The 20,761-nt window shown below is 67.0% G+C and carries 6 protein-coding genes; 3 read left to right on the top strand and 3 right to left on the bottom strand.

Translation table 11 applies throughout. The features are described from left to right. Entirely contained in the window at positions 1-16,335 is a 16,335-nt protein-coding gene (locus NX1_RS37905; protein WP_084501366.1) for a type I polyketide synthase, read from the top strand. A gap of 43 nt (positions 16,336-16,378) precedes the next feature. On the opposite strand, the gene NX1_RS12240 is transcribed toward NX1_RS37905, so the two are convergent. The 3 genes from NX1_RS12240 to NX1_RS12230 all read right to left on the bottom strand — a co-directional run bounded on the left by NX1_RS12240 (position 16,379) and on the right by NX1_RS12230 (position 18,733). Next, positions 16,379-17,137 (bottom strand): thioesterase II family protein, encoded by a 759-nt coding sequence (locus NX1_RS12240; protein WP_068057753.1) that lies wholly within the window; start codon positions 17,135-17,137, stop codon positions 16,379-16,381. Between the two features lie 86 nt (positions 17,138-17,223). Then, on the bottom strand, positions 17,224-18,093 hold the full coding sequence (locus NX1_RS12235) for a class I SAM-dependent methyltransferase (protein WP_245668452.1): 870 nt from the start codon (positions 18,091-18,093) through the stop codon (positions 17,224-17,226). A 70-nt stretch (positions 18,094-18,163) separates the two neighbouring features. Then, on the bottom strand, positions 18,164-18,733 hold the full coding sequence (locus NX1_RS12230; protein ID WP_169812220.1) for a TetR/AcrR family transcriptional regulator: 570 nt from the start codon (positions 18,731-18,733) through the stop codon (positions 18,164-18,166). 72 nt (positions 18,734-18,805) lie between these two features. Here NX1_RS12230 and NX1_RS12225 point away from each other — a divergent pair, with 72 nt between their 5' ends. After that, positions 18,806-20,050 carry an FAD-dependent monooxygenase gene (locus tag NX1_RS12225; protein WP_068057747.1) on the top strand — a complete coding sequence of 415 codons (1,245 nt, stop codon included), beginning with the start codon at positions 18,806-18,808 and terminating at the stop codon, positions 20,048-20,050. Between the two features lie 41 nt (positions 20,051-20,091). After that, positions 20,092-20,607 carry a VOC family protein gene (locus tag NX1_RS12220; RefSeq protein WP_218024106.1) on the top strand — a complete coding sequence of 172 codons (516 nt, stop codon included), beginning with the start codon at positions 20,092-20,094 and terminating at the stop codon, positions 20,605-20,607. Positions 20,608-20,761 lie beyond the last annotated feature (154 nt).

Genomic DNA, 20,761 nt, shown 5'->3' with positions numbered 1-20,761 from the left:
ATGACGAAGCCCGACGACAATTCTCAGAAGCTAGCTCAGGCGTTGCGTGTCTCGCTCAAGGAGACCGAGCGGTTGCGCGCTCGCAACCGCCAGCTCGACGCAGCCCTTCGCGAGCCGATCGCGATTGTCGGTATGGCATGTCGGTATCCGGGTGGCGTCGATTCTCCTGAGGACCTGTGGACGTTGGTCGCGGATGGGGTCGACGCGACCACGGAGTTTCCCGTGAATCGCGGCTGGGATACCGATCGTCTCTACGATTCCACCGGCGAGACGCCGAACAGCACCTATACCCGTGAGGGCGGTTTCCTGCATTCGGCGGGTGAATTCGATCCGGCGTTCTTCGGTATCAGTCCCAATGAGGCGGCATTGATGGATCCGCAGCAGTTCCTGCTGCTGGAAACATCGTGGGAGGCGTTCGAGCGGGCAGGCGTCGACCCCGGCTCGCTGAAGGGAAGCCGGACCGGTGTGTGGGTCGGCATGATGTATCACGACTATCCGGCCAATGCGAATTCGGGATCCATCGCGTCCGGTCGGGTGTCGTATGTGTTCGGCCTGGAAGGGCCGTCGGTCACCGTGGACACGGCGTGCTCGTCGTCGCTGGTGGCAATGCATTCGGCCGCGGCGTCGTTGCGGGCGGGTGAGTGCGATCTCGCGTTGGCCGGCGGTGTGGCGGTGATGGCCACGCCGGAGACCTTCGTGGAGTTCAGCCGTCAGCGAGGGCTGGCCGCGGATGGACGGTGTAAGTCCTTCGCCGACGCCGCCGATGGGGTGGGCTGGTCGGAAGGCGTCGGCGTCCTGGTGTTGGAGCGTTTGTCCGACGCTCAGCGCAACGGCCATCGGATTCTTGCGGTGATCGCAGGCTCGGCGGTGAATCAGGACGGTGCGTCGAATGGTTTGACCGCGCCGAATGGTCCGTCGCAGCGCCGGGTGATTCGGGCGGCGTTGGCGAATGCCGGGGTGTCCCCGGCCGATGTAGACGTCGTCGAAGCTCACGGCACCGGCACGACCTTGGGTGATCCGATCGAAGCCCAAGCGCTACTGGCGACCTACGGACAGGACCGCGCTGCGGATCGTCCGTTGTGGCTGGGATCGTTGAAGTCCAACATCGGTCACTCCCAAGCCGCGGCGGGCGTCGGCGGTGTGATCAAGATGGTCATGGCGATGCAGCACGGCGTGCTGCCCCAGACCCTGCACGTGGATCGACCCAGCACCAAGGTCGACTGGAGCGAGGGCCATGTCCGGCTGCTGACCGAGCCGGTGCCTTGGACGGTGGCAGATCGTCCGCGTCGTGCCGGCATCTCGTCCTTCGGTATCAGCGGCACGAACGCTCACGTCATCGTGGAAGAAGCCCCGGCGACCGAGCCGGCGGCGGATCAGGCTCCGGCGCCGGTGGTGAAGACCGTCCCGGCCGGTGGGTTGCTGCCGTGGGTGGTTTCGGCGCGCAGTGGTGAGGCTTTGGCCGGTCAGGGCGCCCGCCTGGCGACGCATGCGGGTGATCACGGGCTGGATCCGGTGGATGTCGGTTTCTCGCTGGCGTCCACGCGCGCTGTCTTCGAGCATCGCGCGGTTGTCTTGGCCGATGACCGCGATGGTCTGCTGGTGGGAGCGCGGGCGCTGGGTCGCGCTGAAGCCACTGCCGGTGTGGTGACAGGTCGTGTGGTGTCGGGTTCGACGGGTGTGGTGTTCTCCGGGCAGGGGGCGCAGTGGGCGGGTATGGCCGCCGAGCTGCGTGCGGCGTATCCGGTGTTCGCCGAGGCCTTCGATGCGATCGTCGCTGAGCTGGATCCGATGCTCGGACAGTCGGTTTCGCTGGACGAGGCTCTGTCGTCCAGCGATCTCGTCGATCGGACTGTGTTCGCGCAGGCGGGTTTGTTCGCGTTCGAGGTGGCGTTGTTCCGTCTGCTCGAGTCGTGGGGTGTCCGTGCGGATGTGGTGGCGGGTCATTCGATCGGTGAAATCGCGGCCGCGCATGTGGCCGGGGTGCTGTCTTTGGCGGATGCGTGTGTGTTGGTCGCTGCGCGTGGCAGATTGATGCAGGCGCTGCCCGCCGGTGGTGCGATGGTCGCAGTGGGCGCGTCGGAGGTCGATGTGCTGCCGTTGCTGACTGAGGGGGTGTCGATCGCGGCGATCAATGGTCCGTCGTCGGTGGTGCTCTCCGGTGTGGAGGACGCGGTTGCCGCTGTTGTCGAGGTGTGTGTCGAGCGTGGTTGGCGGACGCGTCGGTTGCGGGTGTCGCATGCTTTCCATTCGGCGTCGATGGAGCCGATGCTTACCGAGTTCGCTTCGGTGGTAGAGGGTTTGACGTTCGCCCGTCCGACCATGCCGTTGGTGTCGACGGTGACCGGTGCGCGGGTGACCGACGAGATGTCGGATCCGTCGTATTGGGTGGGTCAGGTCCGTGACACGGTGCGCTTCGCCGATGCGGTCGCCGCGATGGCGGGTATGGGCGTGTCCAGGTTCGCCGAGGTCGGACCCGATGCGGTTCTGACCCCGATGGTCGCCCAGACTCTCGACGACGGGGCTGCCGCGGTGGTGGCGCTGGCGCGTCGCGACAACGCCGATCCGTCCACGGTGCTGGGCGGGGTCGCCGGGTTGTTCGTGTCCGGCGCCGCGGTGGACTGGGCTGGCTTCTACGCCGGTTCCGGGGGGCGGCGAATCGACTTGCCTACCTACGCCTTCCAACACGAGCGCTTCTGGCTCGATGCCAAGCAGGTGCTGGCGCAGTCGTGGCTGGGAGCCGAACTGGGTGGGGTCGGCTCTGCCGGTCTCGATGCGGTGGATCACCCATTGCTGGGCGCCGTTGTGTCGCATCCGGATTCGGGCGTGAGCTTCACGGGCCGATGGTCGGTGGACTCGGTGGAGTGGTTGGCCGACCACAGCGTGCTCGGGACCGTTTTGCTGCCTGGCACCGGTTTTGTCGAGCTGGCCAGTTACGTCGGCGGCGTCCTGGGTTGTGCTGTGGTGGACGAGCTCGTCCTGCACACCCCGTTGGCATTGCCCGCCGAAGGCAGTGTCGCGGTGCAGGTCGTGGTGGCCGCTGCCGACGATGCCGGTCGTCGACGGCTGAGTGTCCATTCGCGGCAGGCCGGCGAGGGTCCGTGGTTGCTGCACGCCGAGGGCGTACTCGCTCCGGGTGAGGTGGTGGCCGATTTCGATCTGACTTCGTGGCCTCCGGCCGGTGCGCAGTCGTTGCCCCTCGATGGCGTATACGACGAGCTGCTCGACGTCGGCTACGGGTACGGCCCGTTCTTCCAAGGTTTGCAGGCGGCATGGCAACGCGGCGATGAATTGTTCGCCGAGGTTTCGCTACCGGATCCGCAGGACGCCAAAGGTTTCGGGATTCATCCGGCGTTGTTCGATTCGGCGTTGCATGCCGGGATAGTTCACGGTCTTCGCGGTGGCCTCGAGGGCTTCCCCGCGCTGCCGTTCACCTGGAACCGGGTGGTGGTGCACTCGGCCGGCGCCGCGGCGGTGCGGGTCCGCATTCTGCTTCAGGGCGATAGGTTCGCCGTGCGGATTGCCGATGAGCAGGGCTACCCGGTGCTGTCGGTCGGAGCCTTGGTTTCCCGGCCGGTGTCGGCTGATCGTCTGAGCGCGGACCGGGTGTCGGAGGCGCTTTTCGGCGTGGATTGGGTTACCGTTCCGCCGCTGTCGGCTGGGCCGGTCGAGCCGGGCCGTGTGGCGATACTCGGCTCGGACCGGAGTTCCGGTGAAGTGCGCGGCTACGGTGACCTCGCGGCGTTGATCGCCGATCTCGACGCGAATCCCGACCGGGTTGTTCCCGAGCTCGTGTTGCTCGAGTGCCCCCGCCACGACGCCGCGCCGCCGCAGGCCGCACGGCAGGCTGCGACCGGCGTTCTCGACGCTGTCCAACGCTGGCTGGCCGATAGCCGCTTCGACGGTTCTCGTTTGGTCGTTCTCACCAGACAAGCTGTGGCCGTGGCCGATTCGGAGCAGGTGGACCTGGGGCAGTCGCCGGTGTGGGGACTGTTGCGTGCGGCGCAGGCGGAACATCCGGGTCGATTCCAGCTTCTCGACGTGGAACGGGACGACTTGGATCAGGACCCGGTTGCTGTCGCAGCGGCTGCTGCGGCGGAACCGGAAGCCGCGCTCCGCGGCACGACCCTGCTCGTGCCGCGTTTGACCCGCCACGCACCCGGCGCGATCGCCCGGCTGACGGAGCCGGGCACCGTGCTGATAACCGGCGGCACCGGCGGTCTGGGTGCCGTGATCGCTCGCCACCTGGTGACCGAACACAGTGTGCGCCAACTGCTTCTGACATCGCGGCGTGGCCAGGATGCCCCGGGCGCCGCCGAGTTGCTTGATGAGTTGGCCGAACTCGGCGCCGAGGTGACCATTGCCGCGTGTGATGTGTCCGATCGGTCCGCTCTGGCCGCGCTGCTGGACAGCGTCCCGGAGCAGCATCCGCTGGTGGGCGTGGTGCACGCGGCCGGAACCGCCGACAACGGCCTGATCGAGTCGATCACGCCGGACCGGATCGACCACGTGTTCCGGCCCAAGCTCGACGCGGCGTGGCATCTGCACGAACTCACTCGCGATCACCCGTTGTCGCTGTTCGTGCTGGTGTCGTCCGCGGGTGGACTGGTTCTGACCGCAGGCCAAGCGAATTACGCCGCCGCGAACGTCTTCCTCGACGCCCTCGCCGCGCATCGTCACAGCCTGGGTCTACCCGCGACCTCCCTCGACTACGGCCTGTGGGCGCGATCGAGCGGGCTCGGCGCCGAGCTGTCCGAGGACGACTTCGATCGGATGCGCAGGCAAGGCTTCCCGCCGTTGACCGAGGCCGATGGTCTGGCCTTGTTCGATGCGGCGATAGCCACCGATACCGCCCAGCTGGTGCCGCTACGGATCGACCCGGCCGTGCTGCGGACTCGCGGTGAGCAGATCCCGGCCTTGCTCCGCGCGATCGCCCCGGTCCCCGTGCGCCGCCACACACGAACGGCAGCGGGTCAGGCTTTCGCGCGAAAGCTGGCCGGTCTCTCCGAGACCGATCGCAAGAGCGCTCTGCTCGATCTCGTCCGCTCGGTGGCCGCCGAGGTACTCGGACACGCCTCTCCCGACGCTGTCGAACCCCACAACGCCTTCCAGCAGCTCGGTTTCGACTCGCTGCGGGCTATCGAGTTCCGCAACAAACTCAACGCCGCGACCGGTCTGCAACTGCCGGCCACCCTCATCTTCGATCACCCGAACCCGCAGATCGTCGCCGAGTTCATCGATGCCCAACTCACCGGCGCGGGGCAGGACATCGAGGTCACCGCCGGCAGAGCGGTCGACGACGAGCCGATCGCGGTGGTGGCGATGAGCTGCCGCTACCCGGGCGGCGTCGCGTCGCCGGAAGATCTGTGGCGGTTGGTCCTCTCCGGTGGCGACACCACCGGTGAGATGCCGGTCGACCGCGGCTGGGATGTCGAGGGCATCTACGACCCGGAACCCGGCAAGGCGCGCAAGACGTACGCCCGGCACGGCGGATTCTTGTACTCGGCGGGTGAATTCGACGCGGATTTCTTCGGGATCAGTCCCAACGAAGCCGTGATGATGGATCCGCAGCAGCGGCTGCTGTTGGAGGTCTCCTGGGAGGCATTGGAACGCGCCGGTGTCGATCCCGCGGTGCTGCGTGGCAGCTCGACGGGCGTGTTCACCGGTGTGATGTACCACGACTACGCGCAAGCGACCGGGACCGGCAGCAGCACCGGCGGCAGCTTGGTGTCCGGCCGTGTGTCGTATGTGTTCGGTCTGGAAGGGCCGTCGGTCACCGTCGATACCGCGTGCTCGTCGTCGCTGGTGGCACTGCATTTGGCCGGGCAGTCGTTGCGGTCGGGGGAATGTGATCTGGCGTTGGCCGGTGGTGTGGCGGTCATGGCCACCCCCGACATGTTCGTCGAGTTCAGCAGGCAGCGCGGCTTGGCGCCGGACGGGCGCTGTAAGTCCTTCGCCGATACCGCCGATGGCGTCGCCTGGTCCGAAGGTGTTGGCGTGTTGGTGTTGGAGCGGTTGTCGGACGCGCAGCGCAACGGTCATCAAGTCCTCGCGGTGATCGCCGGTTCGGCGGTGAATCAGGATGGTGCGTCGAACGGATTTACTGCCCCGAATGGTCCGTCGCAGCAGCGGGTGATTCGCCAAGCCCTCGCGAATGCGGGAGTGTCTCCGGTCGAGGTCGACGCTGTGGAAGCTCATGGGACCGGGACGACTTTGGGTGATCCGATCGAAGCCCAAGCGCTGCTGGCTACCTATGGTCAGGATCGTGGTGCGGATCGTCCGTTGTGGTTGGGGTCGTTGAAGTCCAATATCGGTCACGCTCAGGCTGCTGCCGGTGTGGGTGGTGTGATCAAGATGGTCATGGCGATGCAGCACGGGGTGTTGCCCCGGACCCTGCATGTCGATCAGCCCAGCAGCAAGGTCGATTGGTCCGAGGGCTATGTGCGGTTGCTGACCGAGTCGGTGCCGTGGCCGGAGGTCGATCGGCCGCGTCGTGCGGGTGTGTCGTCGTTCGGACTCAGCGGCACGAACGCTCACCTCATCGTCCAACAGGCCCCGGTCGCGAACTCGGCTCCGGACGTGGAGCAGGCGCCGGTGGTCGAGCCTGTTTCGGCGGGCGGCGTGCTGCCGTGGGTGGTTTCGGCGCGTAGTGGTGAGGCTCTTGCCGGTCAGGCTGCCCGCCTTGCTTCGCATGTGGCCGATCAGGACCAGGACCCCATCGATGTCGGATTCTCGCTCATCACTTCGAGAGCGTTGTTCGACCATCGGGCCGTGGTGTTGTCGGCCGAGCGCGACGGCCTGCTAGCTGCCACACAAGCGCTGGGTCGCTCTGAAATCGTTCCCGGTGTCGTGACCGGTCGCGTGGTGTCGGGTTCGACCGGTCTGGTGTTCTCCGGGCAGGGTGCGCAGTGGGCGGGTATGGCGGCTGAGCTGCGCGTGGCGTATCCGGTGTTCGCCGAGGCTTTCGATGCGATCGTTGCTGAGCTGGATCCGCTTCTGGGGCAGTCGGTTTCGCTTGTCGATGCGTTGTCCGATGATGCTGTGGTCGATTCGACGGTGTTCGCGCAGGCGGGTTTGTTCGCGTTCGAGGTGGCGTTGTTCCGTTTGCTCGAGTCGTGGGGTGTGCGGCCCGATGTGGTGGCGGGTCATTCGATCGGTGAGGTCGCGGCTGCGCATGTGGCTGGGGTGTTGTCTTTGGCGGATGCGTGTGTGTTGGTCGCGGCGCGTGGCCGATTGATGCAGGCGCTGCCCGCCGGTGGGGCGATGGTGGCGGTCGGTGCGTCGGAGGTCGACGTGCTGCCGTTGCTGGCTGGGGACGTATCGATCGCGGCGGTGAATGGTCCGTCGTCGGTGGTGCTTTCCGGTGTGGAGGCGGATGTCGCTGCTGTGGTCGATCGTTGTGTCGAGCGTGGTTGGCGCACGCGTCGGTTGCGGGTGTCGCATGCTTTCCATTCGGCGTCGGTGGAGCCGATGTTGGCCGAATTCGGTTCGGCGATAGAGGGTTTGACGTTCGACCGTCCGGATATCGCGTTGGTGTCGACCGTGACCGGTGCGCGGGTGACCGATGAGATGTCGGATCCGTCGTATTGGGTGGGTCAGGTTCGTGACACGGTGCGCTTCGCCGACGCGGTCGCCGCGATGGCGGGTATCGGTGTCACCAGATTCGCCGAGGTCGGACCCGATGCCGTGCTCGTCCCGATGGTGGACCAGATCATCGGTGACCGGGATGCCGTGGCTTCCACGGTGGTGGCGCTGGCGCGTCGAAACCAGGCTGACGTGTCCACTCTGTTGGGCGGCGTCGCCGGGCTGTTCGTCTCCGGCGCCGACGTGGACTGGGCCCGCTTGTACGCCGGAACCGGAGCCAAGCGAATCGACTTGCCCACCTATGCCTTCCAGCGTCGGCGCTATTGGGTGGCCGAAGGGTCCGCCGGTGGCGATGCCCGTGCGATGGGTCTCGTCGCTACCGGACACCCGCTGGCCTCGGTGGTCGTCTCGCAACCGGACTCCGACGCGGTGACCCTCACCGGCCGCCTGTCGGCGCAGGCCCAGCCATGGCTGACCGACCACCGGGTCATGGACACCGTGTTGTTCCCGGGTACCGGCCTCGTCGAGCTCGCCATGCACGCCGGAGAACAGGTCGGCTGCCCGACCTTGGAGGAGCTGGTCCTCCGAGCCCCGCTGGTGCTGTCGGAATCCGCCGGGCTGGCGGTACGTGTCGTTGTCGACGCCGAGGACGCGACGGGTCGTCGCGCGGTGCGGATCTTCTCCCGCCCCGATGACGACGTCGACCCGGCGTCGGCGCGGTCCTGGACGTCGAACGCCGAGGGCGTGCTCGCCCCGGGACTCGACAGCGCGCCGGTGGACCTGATGCAGTGGCCGCCCGCGGGCGCCATCGCCATCGATATCGATGGTGTCTACGACTCCCTCGACGAGCAGGGCTACCACTACGGTCCGGTGTTCCAGGCGTTGCGGTCGGTGTGGCGAGGGGCCGACGGGGTCTACGCCGAGATCGAACTGCCCGAACAGGCTCGGGCCGATGCGCAGTGTTTCGGTCTGCACCCGGCGTTGCTCGACGCCGCTCTGCACGCCTTGCGCTTCACCGGCGACGCGCAGGCGGAGGAGGCTGGGATCGCGCTGCCGTTCGAGTGGTCCGGTGTCACCGTGCACGCGGCCGGCGCCGACGCGTTGCGTGTTCGGCTCACCCGTGTCGGCAAGCACGGTGTCGCTCTGGATCTGGCGGACATGACCGGCGCCCCGGTGGCGACCGTGCGGCATCTGGCGTCGAGGCCGATCGATCCCGCGCAGCTCACCGCGGGCACAGCCATCACTGGTACCGCCGTGTTCCAGGTCGATTGGACACCGATCGTGGTGTCCGAGGCCGAGATCGACGCGGTAGCGTGGGCGGATCTCGGTGAGCGGGTTCCGCAGGCGGTGCTGCTCGAGTGCCCGGCGGGCAACGATCCCGCCGCCGTCCATGCCGCGACGCATGAAGTTCTCGAGGTGCTTCGGTCCTGGACGACGGAGGGTCGGTTCACCGAATCGGTTCTCGTGGTTCGAACCAGCGGTGCGGTATCGGTGGCAGGGGAGGACATCACGAACCTGGCCGGTGCCGCTGTGTGCGGTCTCGTTCGTTCCGCGCAAACCGAGAACCCCGGCCGGATCGTGTTGATCGATTCCGGTTCAGCAGAAGACGATTCGGAACTCGATGGGTTGCTCGGCGGGATTCTGGCCGCGGGCGAACCCCAGGTGGCCGTGCGTGACGGGCGAGTACATGTCGCGCGCCTCGGCCGAATCGCCGCTCCGGCGACCGCGTCGGCCGCGGTGTCGACCTTCGCGCCGGACGACACGGTGCTGATCACCGGCGCGGGTGGTTTGCTGGCCGGGATGTTCGCTCGGCATCTGGTCGCCGCCCACGGTGTTCGGCGCCTGTCGATGCTGAGCAGGCGCGGTGCATCCGGGCCGGGTGTCGCCGAGTTGCGGGCGGAGCTGGAGGGTTTGGGCGCCGAGGTCGAGTTCATCGCTTGCGATGTCACCGATCGTGGCGCTCTCGAGCGGGTGCTCGCCGATGTGCCGGTCGATCGCCCGTTGACCGGGGTATTCCATATGGCGGGCGTACTCGACGACGGCGCCATCGCCTCGTTGACCCCGGCGCGGATCGACACTGTATTGGGGCCCAAGGTCGATGCCGCCCTGTACCTGCACGAGCTGACCCTTGATCTTCCGCTGAAGGCGTTCGTGTTATTCAGTTCGGCGGCCGGTGCGTTCGGTAACGCGGGTCAGGGCAACTACGCCGCGGCCAATGCCTGTTTGGATGCGCTTGCGGTGCATCGCAAGGCTTCCGGTCGTTGCGGTGTGTCTTTGGCGTGGGGCCTGTGGGACGGAGGTATGGCCGGGGAACTGAGCGATGTCGATCGGCACCGCATGTCCCGCTCTGGCATGCTGCCGTTGTCGGAAGACCAGGGGCTCGCGTTGTTCGACGCGGCTACCGGCATCGACGCGGCGGCCATCGTGCTCGCCCGTTTGGACCTGGATGCCGTGCGCGGCACAGGGTTTGCCGTGCCCGCACTGTTCACCGGCCTGATCCCCCAGCGCCGCAGGGCATCCTCCGGCGCCGCCACGGCGCTGCGTGTTCGGTTGGCAAGCACTCCCGACAGCGAACGCCTCGGTGTTCTCATCGAGATCGTGCGCGGTCAGGTCGCCACGATTCTCGGCCACCAGAACGCGAGCGCCGTGGAAGCCGACCGTGCCTTCAACGAGCTGGGCTTCGACTCGATCACCGCCATCGAGTTCCGCAACGCCCTCAAGGCCGCCACGGGCCTGCCGCTGCCCGCGACCCTGGTGTTCGACTACCCGACACCACAGGCTCTGGCCGAGTATCTGGCCGAAGAGTTCTCCGGCGCCAGCCGGGACATCGAAGTCACCGCAAGCAGGGCCGTCGACGACGAGCCGATCGCCGTCGTCGGCATGGCCTGCCGTTACCCGGGCGGAGTCACTTCTCCGGAGGACCTCTGGGAACTGGTCCGTGCGGGCGGGGATGCGATCTCGACGCTCCCTGTCGATCGAGGCTGGGATATCAACGGCCTCTACGATCCGGAACCAGGTCGCACGGGCAAGTCCTACGCGAGAGAAGGCGGATTCCTGCACACCGCCGCCGATTTCGACGCGGATTTCTTCGGGATCGGTCCCAACGAAGCCACGATGATGGATCCGCAGCAGCGGCAACTCCTGGAAACGACATGGGAGGCGTTGGAACGCGCGGGTGTCGATCCCGCGGTGTTGCGTGGCAGTTCGACCGGCGTCTTCACCGGTGTGATGTACCACGATTACGCGCAGGGGCACGGCGGCAACGCTTCCGGCAGTTTGGTCTCGGGTCGCATCGCCTACACCCTGGGGTTGGAGGGCCCTGCGGTGTCCGTGGATACTGCATGCTCGTCGTCGCTGGTGGCACTGCATTTGGCCGGGCAGTCGTTGCGGTCCGGCGAGTGTGATCTGGCGTTGGCCGGTGGTGTGACGGTGATGGCCACGCCGGAGACCTTCGTGGAGTTCTCCCGCCAGCGGGGTTTGTCGCCGGATGGGCGCTGTAAGTCCTTCGCCGATGCGGCCGATGGTGTCGCCTGGTCCGAGGGTGCCGGTGTACTGGTCTTGGAGCGTCTGTCGGACGCTCGTCGCAATGGTCATCCGGTGTTGGCGGTGATCGCTGGTTCGGCGGTGAATCAGGATGGTGCGTCGAATGGTTTGACCGCGCCGAATGGTCCGTCGCAGCGTCGGGTGATCCGGCAAGCCCTCGCGAATGCCGGTGTCTCGCCGGTCGAGGTCGACGTGGTCGAAGCTCACGGCACCGGGACGACTTTGGGTGATCCGATCGAAGCTCAAGCGCTGCTGGCCACCTATGGGCAGGATCGTGCTGCGGATCGTCCGTTGTGGTTGGGGTCGTTGAAGTCCAACATCGGCCATTCCCAAGCCGCGGCCGGTGTGGGTGGTGTGATCAAGATGGTGATGGCGATGCAGCACGGGGTGCTGCCCCGGACCCTGCACGTGGATCAGCCCTCGACGAAGGTCGATTGGTCCGAGGGTCATGTGCGGTTGCTGACCGAGCCGGTGCCGTGGACGGTGGTCGATCGGCCGCGTCGTGCCGGTGTTTCATCGTTCGGTATCAGTGGCACCAATGCGCACGTCATCGTGGAACAGGCTCCGCCGCTGGCGAATTCGCGCCCGGTGCCGGTGGTGAAGACTGCCCCGGCCGGTGGCGTGTTGCCGTGGGTGATTTCGGCGCGCAGTGGTGAGGCTCTTGCCGGTCAGGCTGCCCGCCTGGCGTCTCATGTGGACGACCACGAGCTGGACCCGGTCGACGTCGGCTTCTCGCTGACGACCACACGCAGTGTGTTCGAGCATCGCGCGGTTGTTCTGGCCAATGACCGTGATGGTCTGCTGGCCGGTGTGCGAGCGCTGGCTGCCGGTGTGCAGGTACCGGGTGCGGTGACCGGTCGTGTGGTGTCGGGTTCGACCGGTCTGGTGTTCTCCGGGCAGGGGGCGCAGTGGGCGGGTATGGCGGCCGAGCTGCGTACGGGGTATCCGGTGTTCGCCGAGCACTTCGACGCGATCGTCGCCCGGTTGGAACCGATTCTCGAGCAATCGGTTTCGTTGGACGAGGCTCTGTCGTCCGAGGACATGGTTGATCGGACTGTGTTCGCGCAGGCGGGGTTGTTTGCGTTCGAGGTGGCGTTGTTCCGTCTGCTCGAGTCGTGGGGTGTCCGTGCGGATGTGGTGGCGGGTCATTCGATCGGTGAGGTCGCTGCTGCGCATGTGGCCGGGGTTTTGTCTTTGGCGGATGCGTGTGTGTTGGTCGCTGCGCGTGGCAGATTGATGCAGGCGCTGCCCGCCGGTGGTGCGATGGTCGCAGTGGGCGCGTCGGAGATCGATGTGCTGCCGTTGCTGACTGAGGGGGTGTCGATCGCGGCGATCAATGGTCCGTCGTCGGTGGTGCTTTCCGGTGTGGAGGACGCGGTTGCCGCTGTTGTCGAGGTGTGTGTCGAGCGTGGTTGGCGCACGCGTCGGTTGCGGGTCTCCCACGCTTTCCATTCGGCGTCGATGGAGCCGATGCTGGCCGAATTCGCTTCGGCGCTCCAGGGTTTGACGTTCGATCGTCCGGGCATCGCGTTGGTGTCCACGGTGACCGGCGTCCGGGTCGAGCACGAGATGTCCGACCCGTTGTACTGGGTCGGTCAGGTCCGTGACACAGTGCGCTTCGCCGATGCCGTCGCCACGATGGCGGGTATGGGTGTGACTCGGTTCGCCGAGGTGGGACCCGACTCCGTCCTGACCCCGATGATCGCGGAAACTCTCGACACCGCAACTACTGTCGCTCTGACCAGACGCGGCAACGCCGACCCCACGACCCTGCTGACCGGGCTCGCCCGTCTATACGTCACCGGCACGCCGGTGGATTGGACGAGCTACCACGCAGGCACCGGAGCCGCGAAGACAGATCTACCGACATACGACTTCCAGCACCGCCGCTTCTGGTTCACGGGCCAACTGCACGCGGGAGAGGCCTACGCGCTCGGCCTGCGCTCCACCGAACACCCCATGCTCGGCGCAGTGGTGGCGCAGCCGGAGGGTGGGGGCGTCAGGCTCACCGGCCGCCTGTCCACGGCCACCCATCCCTGGTTGGCCGATCACGATGTGCTCGGCACGGTGCTGTTGCCCGGCACCGGATTCGTCGAACTGGCCGTGCACGCCGGAGACCAGGTCGACTGCCCGGAACTGGAGGAACTCACGCTTCGGGCGCCGCTCGTGCTGCACGGGGACGGCGGGGTGCAGATCCAAGTGATCGTCGGTGACGGCGACGAGAACGGCCGCCGACGACTCGACGTCTACTCGCGCGGGGACGGGGACGACCACTCGGAGCCGTGGACTCACCATGCGGAAGGCGTCGTGCGCCCGAACGAGGCGACCGGCGAGCCGGAAGACTGGGCCGACTTCGTGCAGTGGCCACCGGTCGGTGCAACGGATGTGCGGTTGGACGGCGCCTACGACGAACTCGCCGACCACGGGTACAACTATGGGCCCGCCTTCCAAGGACTGGTAGCCCTGTGGCGCCGCGGCGAGGATCTCTTCGCCGAGGTCGCACTGCCCGAGCAGACGTCCACCGAAGGCTATGGCGTGCACCCGGCGCTGCTCGACGCGGCCATGCACGCACTGTCCTTCGGCATTCCACAGGGCACGGACGGCCACGCCGAGCGGCCGACTCTCGTGCCTTTCGCCTGGTCTTCGGTGCGTTTGCACGCCGACGGCGCCCGGCGGGTGCGGGTGCGGTTGACCCGGCTGAATCAGGGCGAAATCTCCCTGATGATGGTGGATTCCGTTGGAGCGCCGATGCTTTCGGTCGGAGCGCTCGCATTGCGGCCGTTGTCCCGTGAACTGTTCGCTGCGTCACCCCGGTCTTCGTACGACTCGCTCTACGAGCTCACCTGGCGGCCCGGTCCGGAGCCACGATCCGCGGAAGGGGTTTCCTGGACGGAGTGGGGCGCGGCAGAGCCTGCCTCGGTCGTCGTCTTCCGGCCTCCGGTCGACGGCGTCGACATGCCGGTCCGGCTGCGCACGGCGCTGCACGGCACGCTCGGCGCGCTGCACGAGTTCTCGAGCGAAGAACGCTACACCGCAAGCACTTTGGCCGTCATCACCGACACCGCGGCCGACCCGGCCGTGGCCGCGGTGTGGGGTCTGGTGCGCGCGGCGCAGGCGGAGAACCCGGGGCGGATCGTGCTCATCGAAGCCGACGCGGAAACACCGACGGATCACCTGGTGGCCGCGGCGATGACGGGCGAGCCGGAACTGGCTGTGCACGCGGAGGGCACCCGGGTGCGGCGGCTCACCCGCGCCGCGTCGCCCGAACCGGAGCGGCGGGCGCCATGGGATCCCGACCGGATGGTCCTGATCACCGGTGGTACCGGCGGGATCGGCCGTCGCATCGCCGAGCACCTCGTGATCGAGCACGGTGTGCGACACCTGCTGCTGGTCAGCCGACGCGGACCGGCCGCCACCGAGGACCTCGTCGAAGAACTCGAGGCTCTCGGTGCAGCGGTTCGCGTCTCCGCCTGCGACGTGACAGACCGTGATTCGCTGCGAGACCTGCTTTCCTCGATAGCCGCGGAGCATCCGTTGGGTGCGGTCGTCCACGCGGCGGGCGTCGCCTACAACGGCTTGGTCGACAGCATGACCCCGGAGCAGATCGACTACTCCCTCGGCGCCAAGGCCGACGCCGCGTGGCACCTGCACGAGCTCACCCGTGACGCCGGGCTGTCCGCCTTCGTGATGATCTCCTCGGCAGCAGGGTCGATACTGCCTGCGGGTCAGGGCGGCTACGCCGCGGCCAACGTGTTCCTCGACGCTCTCGCGACCCACCGGCACGCGGAAGGACTGCCCGCCACCTCGCTCGCCTACGGCCTCTGGGGCATCGACACCGGTCTCTCCCAATGGCTCGGCGAGGCCGACCGGCAGCGTATGCGTCGGCAAGGTCTGCCGCCGCTGGCCGCTGACAAGGCGCTCGCTTTGTTCGACGCGGCGGTGGCAACCGGGCGTCCGGCGCACGTGCCGGTCGAGATCGACCTGGCGGCGTTGCGTGCCCGGGACGCGGTGCCCGCGCTGCTCAGCGATCTGACGAAGCGGGCCGGGCGTCGGCAGAGCACCCGGACGCACGATGTGGGTGCCCTGCGCAGGCGACTGGCGCAACTCTCCGAGGCCGAACAGGACCAGTTGCTCCAGACGCACATACTCGAGAACGCCGCCCGTCTTCTCGGTCACGACAGCGCTGATGCTCTCGACCCGGAGCGGGACTTCCTCGAGGCGGGATTCGACTCACTGGCTGCCATGGAGTTGCGCACCGCGCTCAACGCGTCCACGGGTCTGACGCTGTCGACGGCCGCGATCTTCGATCACAAGACGCCGGCGGCACTGGCCCGATACCTGCGGGAGGAGCTCAGCGGGGACTCGCGAAGGACCAACGAGCCTGGTGGCCAGGACGACTCGTTGTACGGGATGTTCCGCGGCGCGGTGGAGAACGGCCAGGCGGGCAAGGGCTTCGCGTTGTTGAAGGCGGTGGCGGAGCTGCGCGAGCAGTTCTCCTCCGCAGCTGAACTGGACCGGCTGCCGGTACCCGCGCGACTCGTCGAGGGCCACGCCCTGCCACGGATCATCTGCCTCGCTCCGCCACTGGCGAACGGCAGCGCCCACCAATACGTCAGGGTGGCATCGCATTTGCGCACTGACCGTGACGTCGTGGTGCTGCCGCCGATCGGATTCGGAGCCGGAGAGCCACTGCCCGCGACGCCGACGGCGGCATTGGATGCACTGGCGCGCTGCGTCCTCGAGGCGGCGCAGGGCGACCCGTTCGTTCTTCTCGGATACTCGTCGGGCGGCCTGTTGTCCTATCTGGTCACCGAGTACTTGGAAGCGGCTGGTGGCCCCGCGCCCACCGGCGTGGTCATGTTGGACACCTACAAGGTGAACGATGACGGCGAATGGCTGCTTCGCGAGATGGCCGAATACATGGTGTCGAGGGAAGCTACGTTCGGTCGCTTCGACCACGCCCGGTTGTCCGGTATGGGCTGGTACGTGCAGCTGCTACAGAAGATGGTGCCCGGCTCCGTCGTCACGCCCACGCTGTTCGTCCAGTGTGCCCAGACCTTCCTGGGGCCGTCGTCGGACCGTTTGAATTGGCAAGCGCAACCATGGGATTCGTCGCACACCGTGGTGCCGGTCCGGGCCGATCACTTCACGATCCTGGAGGACGGCTCGGCGGATGTCGCCGAAGCGATCGAGGGCTGGCTGGAGAGCTAGGAACAACGACCGGGTGAGCGCCTGCCCACCCGGTCGTTCTCGCCTAGGCCGACAGCGCTCGAGCGCAGTGATCGCGGATCAGCTTTCCTACCGCTCGGCAGTTCGCATCGATGAAGAAATGCCCGCCCGGAAATGGTTGCGCTGCAAAGCCTCCAGAGGTGTGCGAGCCCCATGCCTCGATCTGCGCGAGACTCGCGTCCGGATCACGATCGCCGACGATCGCGACGATAGGGCTGCCGACCATCGCGTCCGGACTGCACTGGTAAGTCTCGATGGCTCGGTAGTCGTTCCTGACGATGGACAGGATCAGTTCTCGAAATTCGGGATCCTCGAGCAGCGCCGCCGGTGTACCGCCGAACTGCAGTAGGTGCTCACCGAGTTCTCGATCGCTCAGCAGATGCATACGCGGCTCGGGTAGCGCCGCCGAAGGCGCGCGCCGACCGGAGGCGAACAGAACTTTCGCTCGCGCGCCCAATTCGTGCTCGAGCCGCATACACGTCTCGAAAGCTACGACAGATCCCATGCTGTGCCCGAAGATGGAGAAATTCTCGGCATCATCGACCGCTTCTCTCAGCTCGGGAAGCAGGCCGTCGACGAGACCTGGAATGCTGCCGACGAGCGGCTCGTGTCTTCTGTCTTGCCGTCCCGGGTACTGAATGGCGACGACCTCGTATTCCGGTCCGAGGCACTTGGCCAACGGGCCGAAAGATATCGCGGAGCCACCGGCGTGCGGAAAGCAGAACAGCTTGTGCAATCCATCCCCGGCGGAGGGGGACAGGCGACGTAGCCAGCTATTACCCATGGGGCAGGCAGCCTTTCGTTACGGCACGGATACGCACCACCGCCGGGTGCCGGAGGTGGTGCGCTTCGAGGGCTTGGGCTCGCGAGCTAGCGGCTCGGTGGTGTGTACCTGAGCCGCACGACCGAACTCCAAGGCTTCCAAGCCTTTTGGATCGGCTTGCGAGGATCGGGCTGCGGGAAGAGCGTGGCCGGCTTCATGAACCAGGGCAGCCGGTGGAACCGGTGCGCCGCCGAGGCCAGATGTTCCACCTCGTCGGCCGTCCAGTCGAGGCCGGCGAAAAAGCGCAGCGGATCGACCGGACCGAACTGCCACGGGGCGTTGGCCAGCAGTTCGGTGGTGGCCTTGCTCATCCGCTTCACGATCGCCTGGTTGTTGACATCCAATGCCCACCAAGCGATTTCGGGACGAGCCAGGGCGGCGGCCAAACCGGTGACATCGTCGTCGGAGAGGTAGTAGATCAGACCCTCGGTGAGTACGAGCGCGCGCTCGGCGCCCGCGAGGGCCTCGTCCAAGAACTTGCTCCGCGCCTCGGGATCGGCGAGATCCACCGCCGTGCGGGTGAGCGCGCAGCGCGGCGACTCCCCGGCCAGCAGCTCGTTCTTCTCCTCGACCAATGCGGGGAGATCCGCCTCTATCCAAGGGAATTCGGACGGCAGATCCAGCCGGTACGGGCGGGTATCCATACCCGCGGCCATGTTCAGCACCCGATCGCAGCCCTGCTCGATGGTCTTCATGATCAGGTCGTCGATGAGTTTGGTCCGGGTGACCAGATTCCAGCCGTTGTGCATCAAGAGCGGGGTGCGGCCTGCGATGGCGCGGCCCCGATCCCCGGCGACCCGATCGGCGAGGGGATCGTGGAAAAGGGCATCGGGGCGGGCGGATTCGACAGCGCGGAAGGCGGCCACCCAGCGCGCGGTGTCGGAAACGTTGGTAACTAGTTCAGCGGTTTCGGCCACCAGTGCAGTCTTGCACAGCGAACGAAGCATGCTCAATGGTCACGACGCGTGCTCGGATCCGTCGAAGTGGTCATGTCCGAAGGCGAAGGCCTTCCAGCACCACGGTGAGGTAGGCGTCGACGAGCTCCTCGGACGTCGGGCGCGATCGAGCGATCGCCAGGGCGGTGGGGCCCATGAGCGCGGTGATGGTGGTCGCCGACAGGTCGTCACGGATCGTCCCGTCGCGCTGCGCGAGCTCGATCATCTCGCGCACGACGGCGACCAGATCACCGCGCAGGGCTGTGGTGGCGGGTAGTTCGAGGCCGCCGAGTTGGTCGCTGATCGCGTGGTGCGCGCCTTGGAAAGCGATCAGTTCCCGCAGGAAGGTTTGCAGCGCTCGGGCGGGTGTCGTCTCGGCGAGCAGGTCGCGAGCGCGGCGAACGACCGGTTCGAGCAGTCCGGAGACCGCGGCGTCCAGGAGAGCGTCCTTGCCGCCGAAAGTTCTTACGACAGTCGCCATTCCCAGGCCGGCCTGCTTCGCGATCGCCTCGACGGTGAGCGTCGCTCCTGGCTCGGCCAGCAGTGCGGTGGCGGCGTCCAAGGCGAGCTGACGGTTGCGCAGAGCATCGGCCCGGCGCGGGGATCCGGCACGCGTTGACAAGTGGAATCTCCCTTCCACATAATTATCTGGAACGTGTATTTCACTTATCCTACGTGAGGGGGAGAACGTCTCATGAACGAGCGAATCCTGATCTCCGGCGCGAGCGTCGCCGGCCTGACTCTCGCCCATTGGCTGGCCCGGCACGGATTCCGCCCCACCGTGGTCGAACGCGCGCCAGCGTTGCGCGACGGCGGCAACGGGGTCGATGTGCGCGAGCATGCCGTCGAGGTGGTCGAGCGGATGGGGATCGGGTCGCGAATCCGCGGGCGCGCCACCGACGTTCACGGCATGAAGTTCGTCGACGCCGACGACCGCGCCGTAGCTCGCATCGACATCCGAAATCCGAACGCCGTCGAGATAATGCGCGGTGACCTGGTCGCGCTACTGCGCGAGGTGACCGACGTCGATTACCTGTTCGGCGACTCGATTCGCACGATGGAACAGGACGACGACGGCGTCACGGTGACCTTCGAGCACGCGCGGACCCGCCGCTTCGATCTGGTCGTCGGCGCGGACGGCATGCATTCTCATGTTCGTCGCCTGGCCTTCGGGCCCGAGGAAGAGTTCCTCCGGTTCGCGGACCACTACTTCGCCTTCGCCGACGCTGAGGCATCCCTCGGCGAGGACCGGTGGGTGACTATGTTCAACACCCCGGGCAGGATGGCCGGCATCTATCGGTCGGGAAACCACGCCCAGGCCAAGGCCTACTTCATGTTCCGTTCCCCGCTACTGGAGTACGACCACCGTGACATCGCCGAGCACAAGCGCTTGGTCCGCGAGCGCTTCGCAGGCGAGCGGGCATGGCGGACCGCGCAGTTGCTCGACTCGGCGCTGGCCGATCCCGAGTCCTACTTCGACGCTCTGGCCCAGGTGCGCATGCCCACCTGGTCGGCCGGTCGCATCGCGCTCGTGGGCGACGCCTCATGGTGCGCGTCTCCCGCTTCGGGGGCGGGCGCGGAGCTCGCGCTGGTCGGCGCCTACCGCCTCGCCGGAGAACTGGCCGCCGCGGGCGGTGACCACCGCGTCGCCTTCGGCCGCTATGAGTCCGTGCACCGCCCGCTGGTCGACATGCGACAGCGGATCGGCCCCAACGTCCGCCTCATGATTCCCAAGACCGCCGGCGGTCGGCGCGTCCGTGACGCCGTCGCCCGGGTACCGCTGACGAAGGCGCTCGGCGCGGTGGAGCGTTTTCTGCGGAACCGTGACGCCACTTCGTTGCCCGACTATGGCAGGTCCGCCGAAACGCCATCGCCTTCGTCTCCGAGATCCACCGCGGCGGAGCCGATCAGGTGTGCGGCGCACGCGCGGGGACATTGAGCCGGGGTGCAACCAGTAACCGGATCGGATGAGGTTGTCGCATGTCGGATTCCGCCGCGTCGGCCGTGCGGGAGTCGGATTCCGGCGTTCCTCCGGCGGAAAAGGGCGTGGTGCGTGGCCGCAGCTCCATAGTTGGTCCGTCCGTTCCGGAAGAGGAGGAAGAGATGCTGACTGTTCTGCCCATCAGGTACGTCTCGGATGTGCAAGCGTGCCGAGAGTTCTACGCCGGTCTCGGTCTCGAGTTCGACGCCGACGCCAGTGTCAATGTGTGGGCGCAACTTTCGGCTGGAGCCGGTGCGGTCGGGTTGCACGACTTCTCGGTGTCGAAGGGTCGCCCGGCCGGATCGGTCGAACTGGGATTCGCGACCGACGAAAAGCTCGAGGTGATCGCGAGCCGGTTGCGTGAGAAGGGTTACGACTACGAGATCTTTGGGGAGGACTTCGGCCGCAGCCTGCGGGTCGTCGATCCGGACGGCGTGACGATCCAGATCCAGGAGATCGACATGGACGTCGCCCGGGCCTCCGAATCCGCCTTGGCGCGTACGGAAGGTGAGTGAGGGGTCGTAGCCTGCCGGCGCCCTTGCCTCGCGTGCGACGCATCGGTCCATCGGCCAGGTCGATCGGAGTCGGCGTGGCCGGTGCGGCAGCTGCCGAAACTGCTTGAAAGAAGCGGAAATCGGAATCTCTGCTTCGGCGATGTCGGCCGCGAGT

This window comes from Nocardia xishanensis NBRC 101358 (genome assembly GCF_001613365.1).
Lineage (GTDB): Bacteria > Actinomycetota > Actinomycetes > Mycobacteriales > Mycobacteriaceae > Nocardia > Nocardia xishanensis.
This window is presented reverse-complemented; position numbering and strand designations above follow the sequence as displayed.

Bases quoted from the DNA above. Each gene is read 5' to 3' on its own strand.
- NX1_RS37905 (WP_084501366.1), top strand. From the start codon at position 1: ATGACGAAGCCCGACGACAATTCTCAGAAGCTAGCTCAGGCGTTGCGT.
- NX1_RS12240 (WP_068057753.1), bottom strand. From the start codon at position 17,137: ATGGGTAATAGCTGGCTACGTCGCCTGTCCCCCTCCGCCGGGGATGGA.
- NX1_RS12225 (WP_068057747.1), top strand. From the start codon at position 18,806: ATGAACGAGCGAATCCTGATCTCCGGCGCGAGCGTCGCCGGCCTGACT.
- NX1_RS12220 (WP_218024106.1), top strand. From the start codon at position 20,092: ATGTCGGATTCCGCCGCGTCGGCCGTGCGGGAGTCGGATTCCGGCGTT.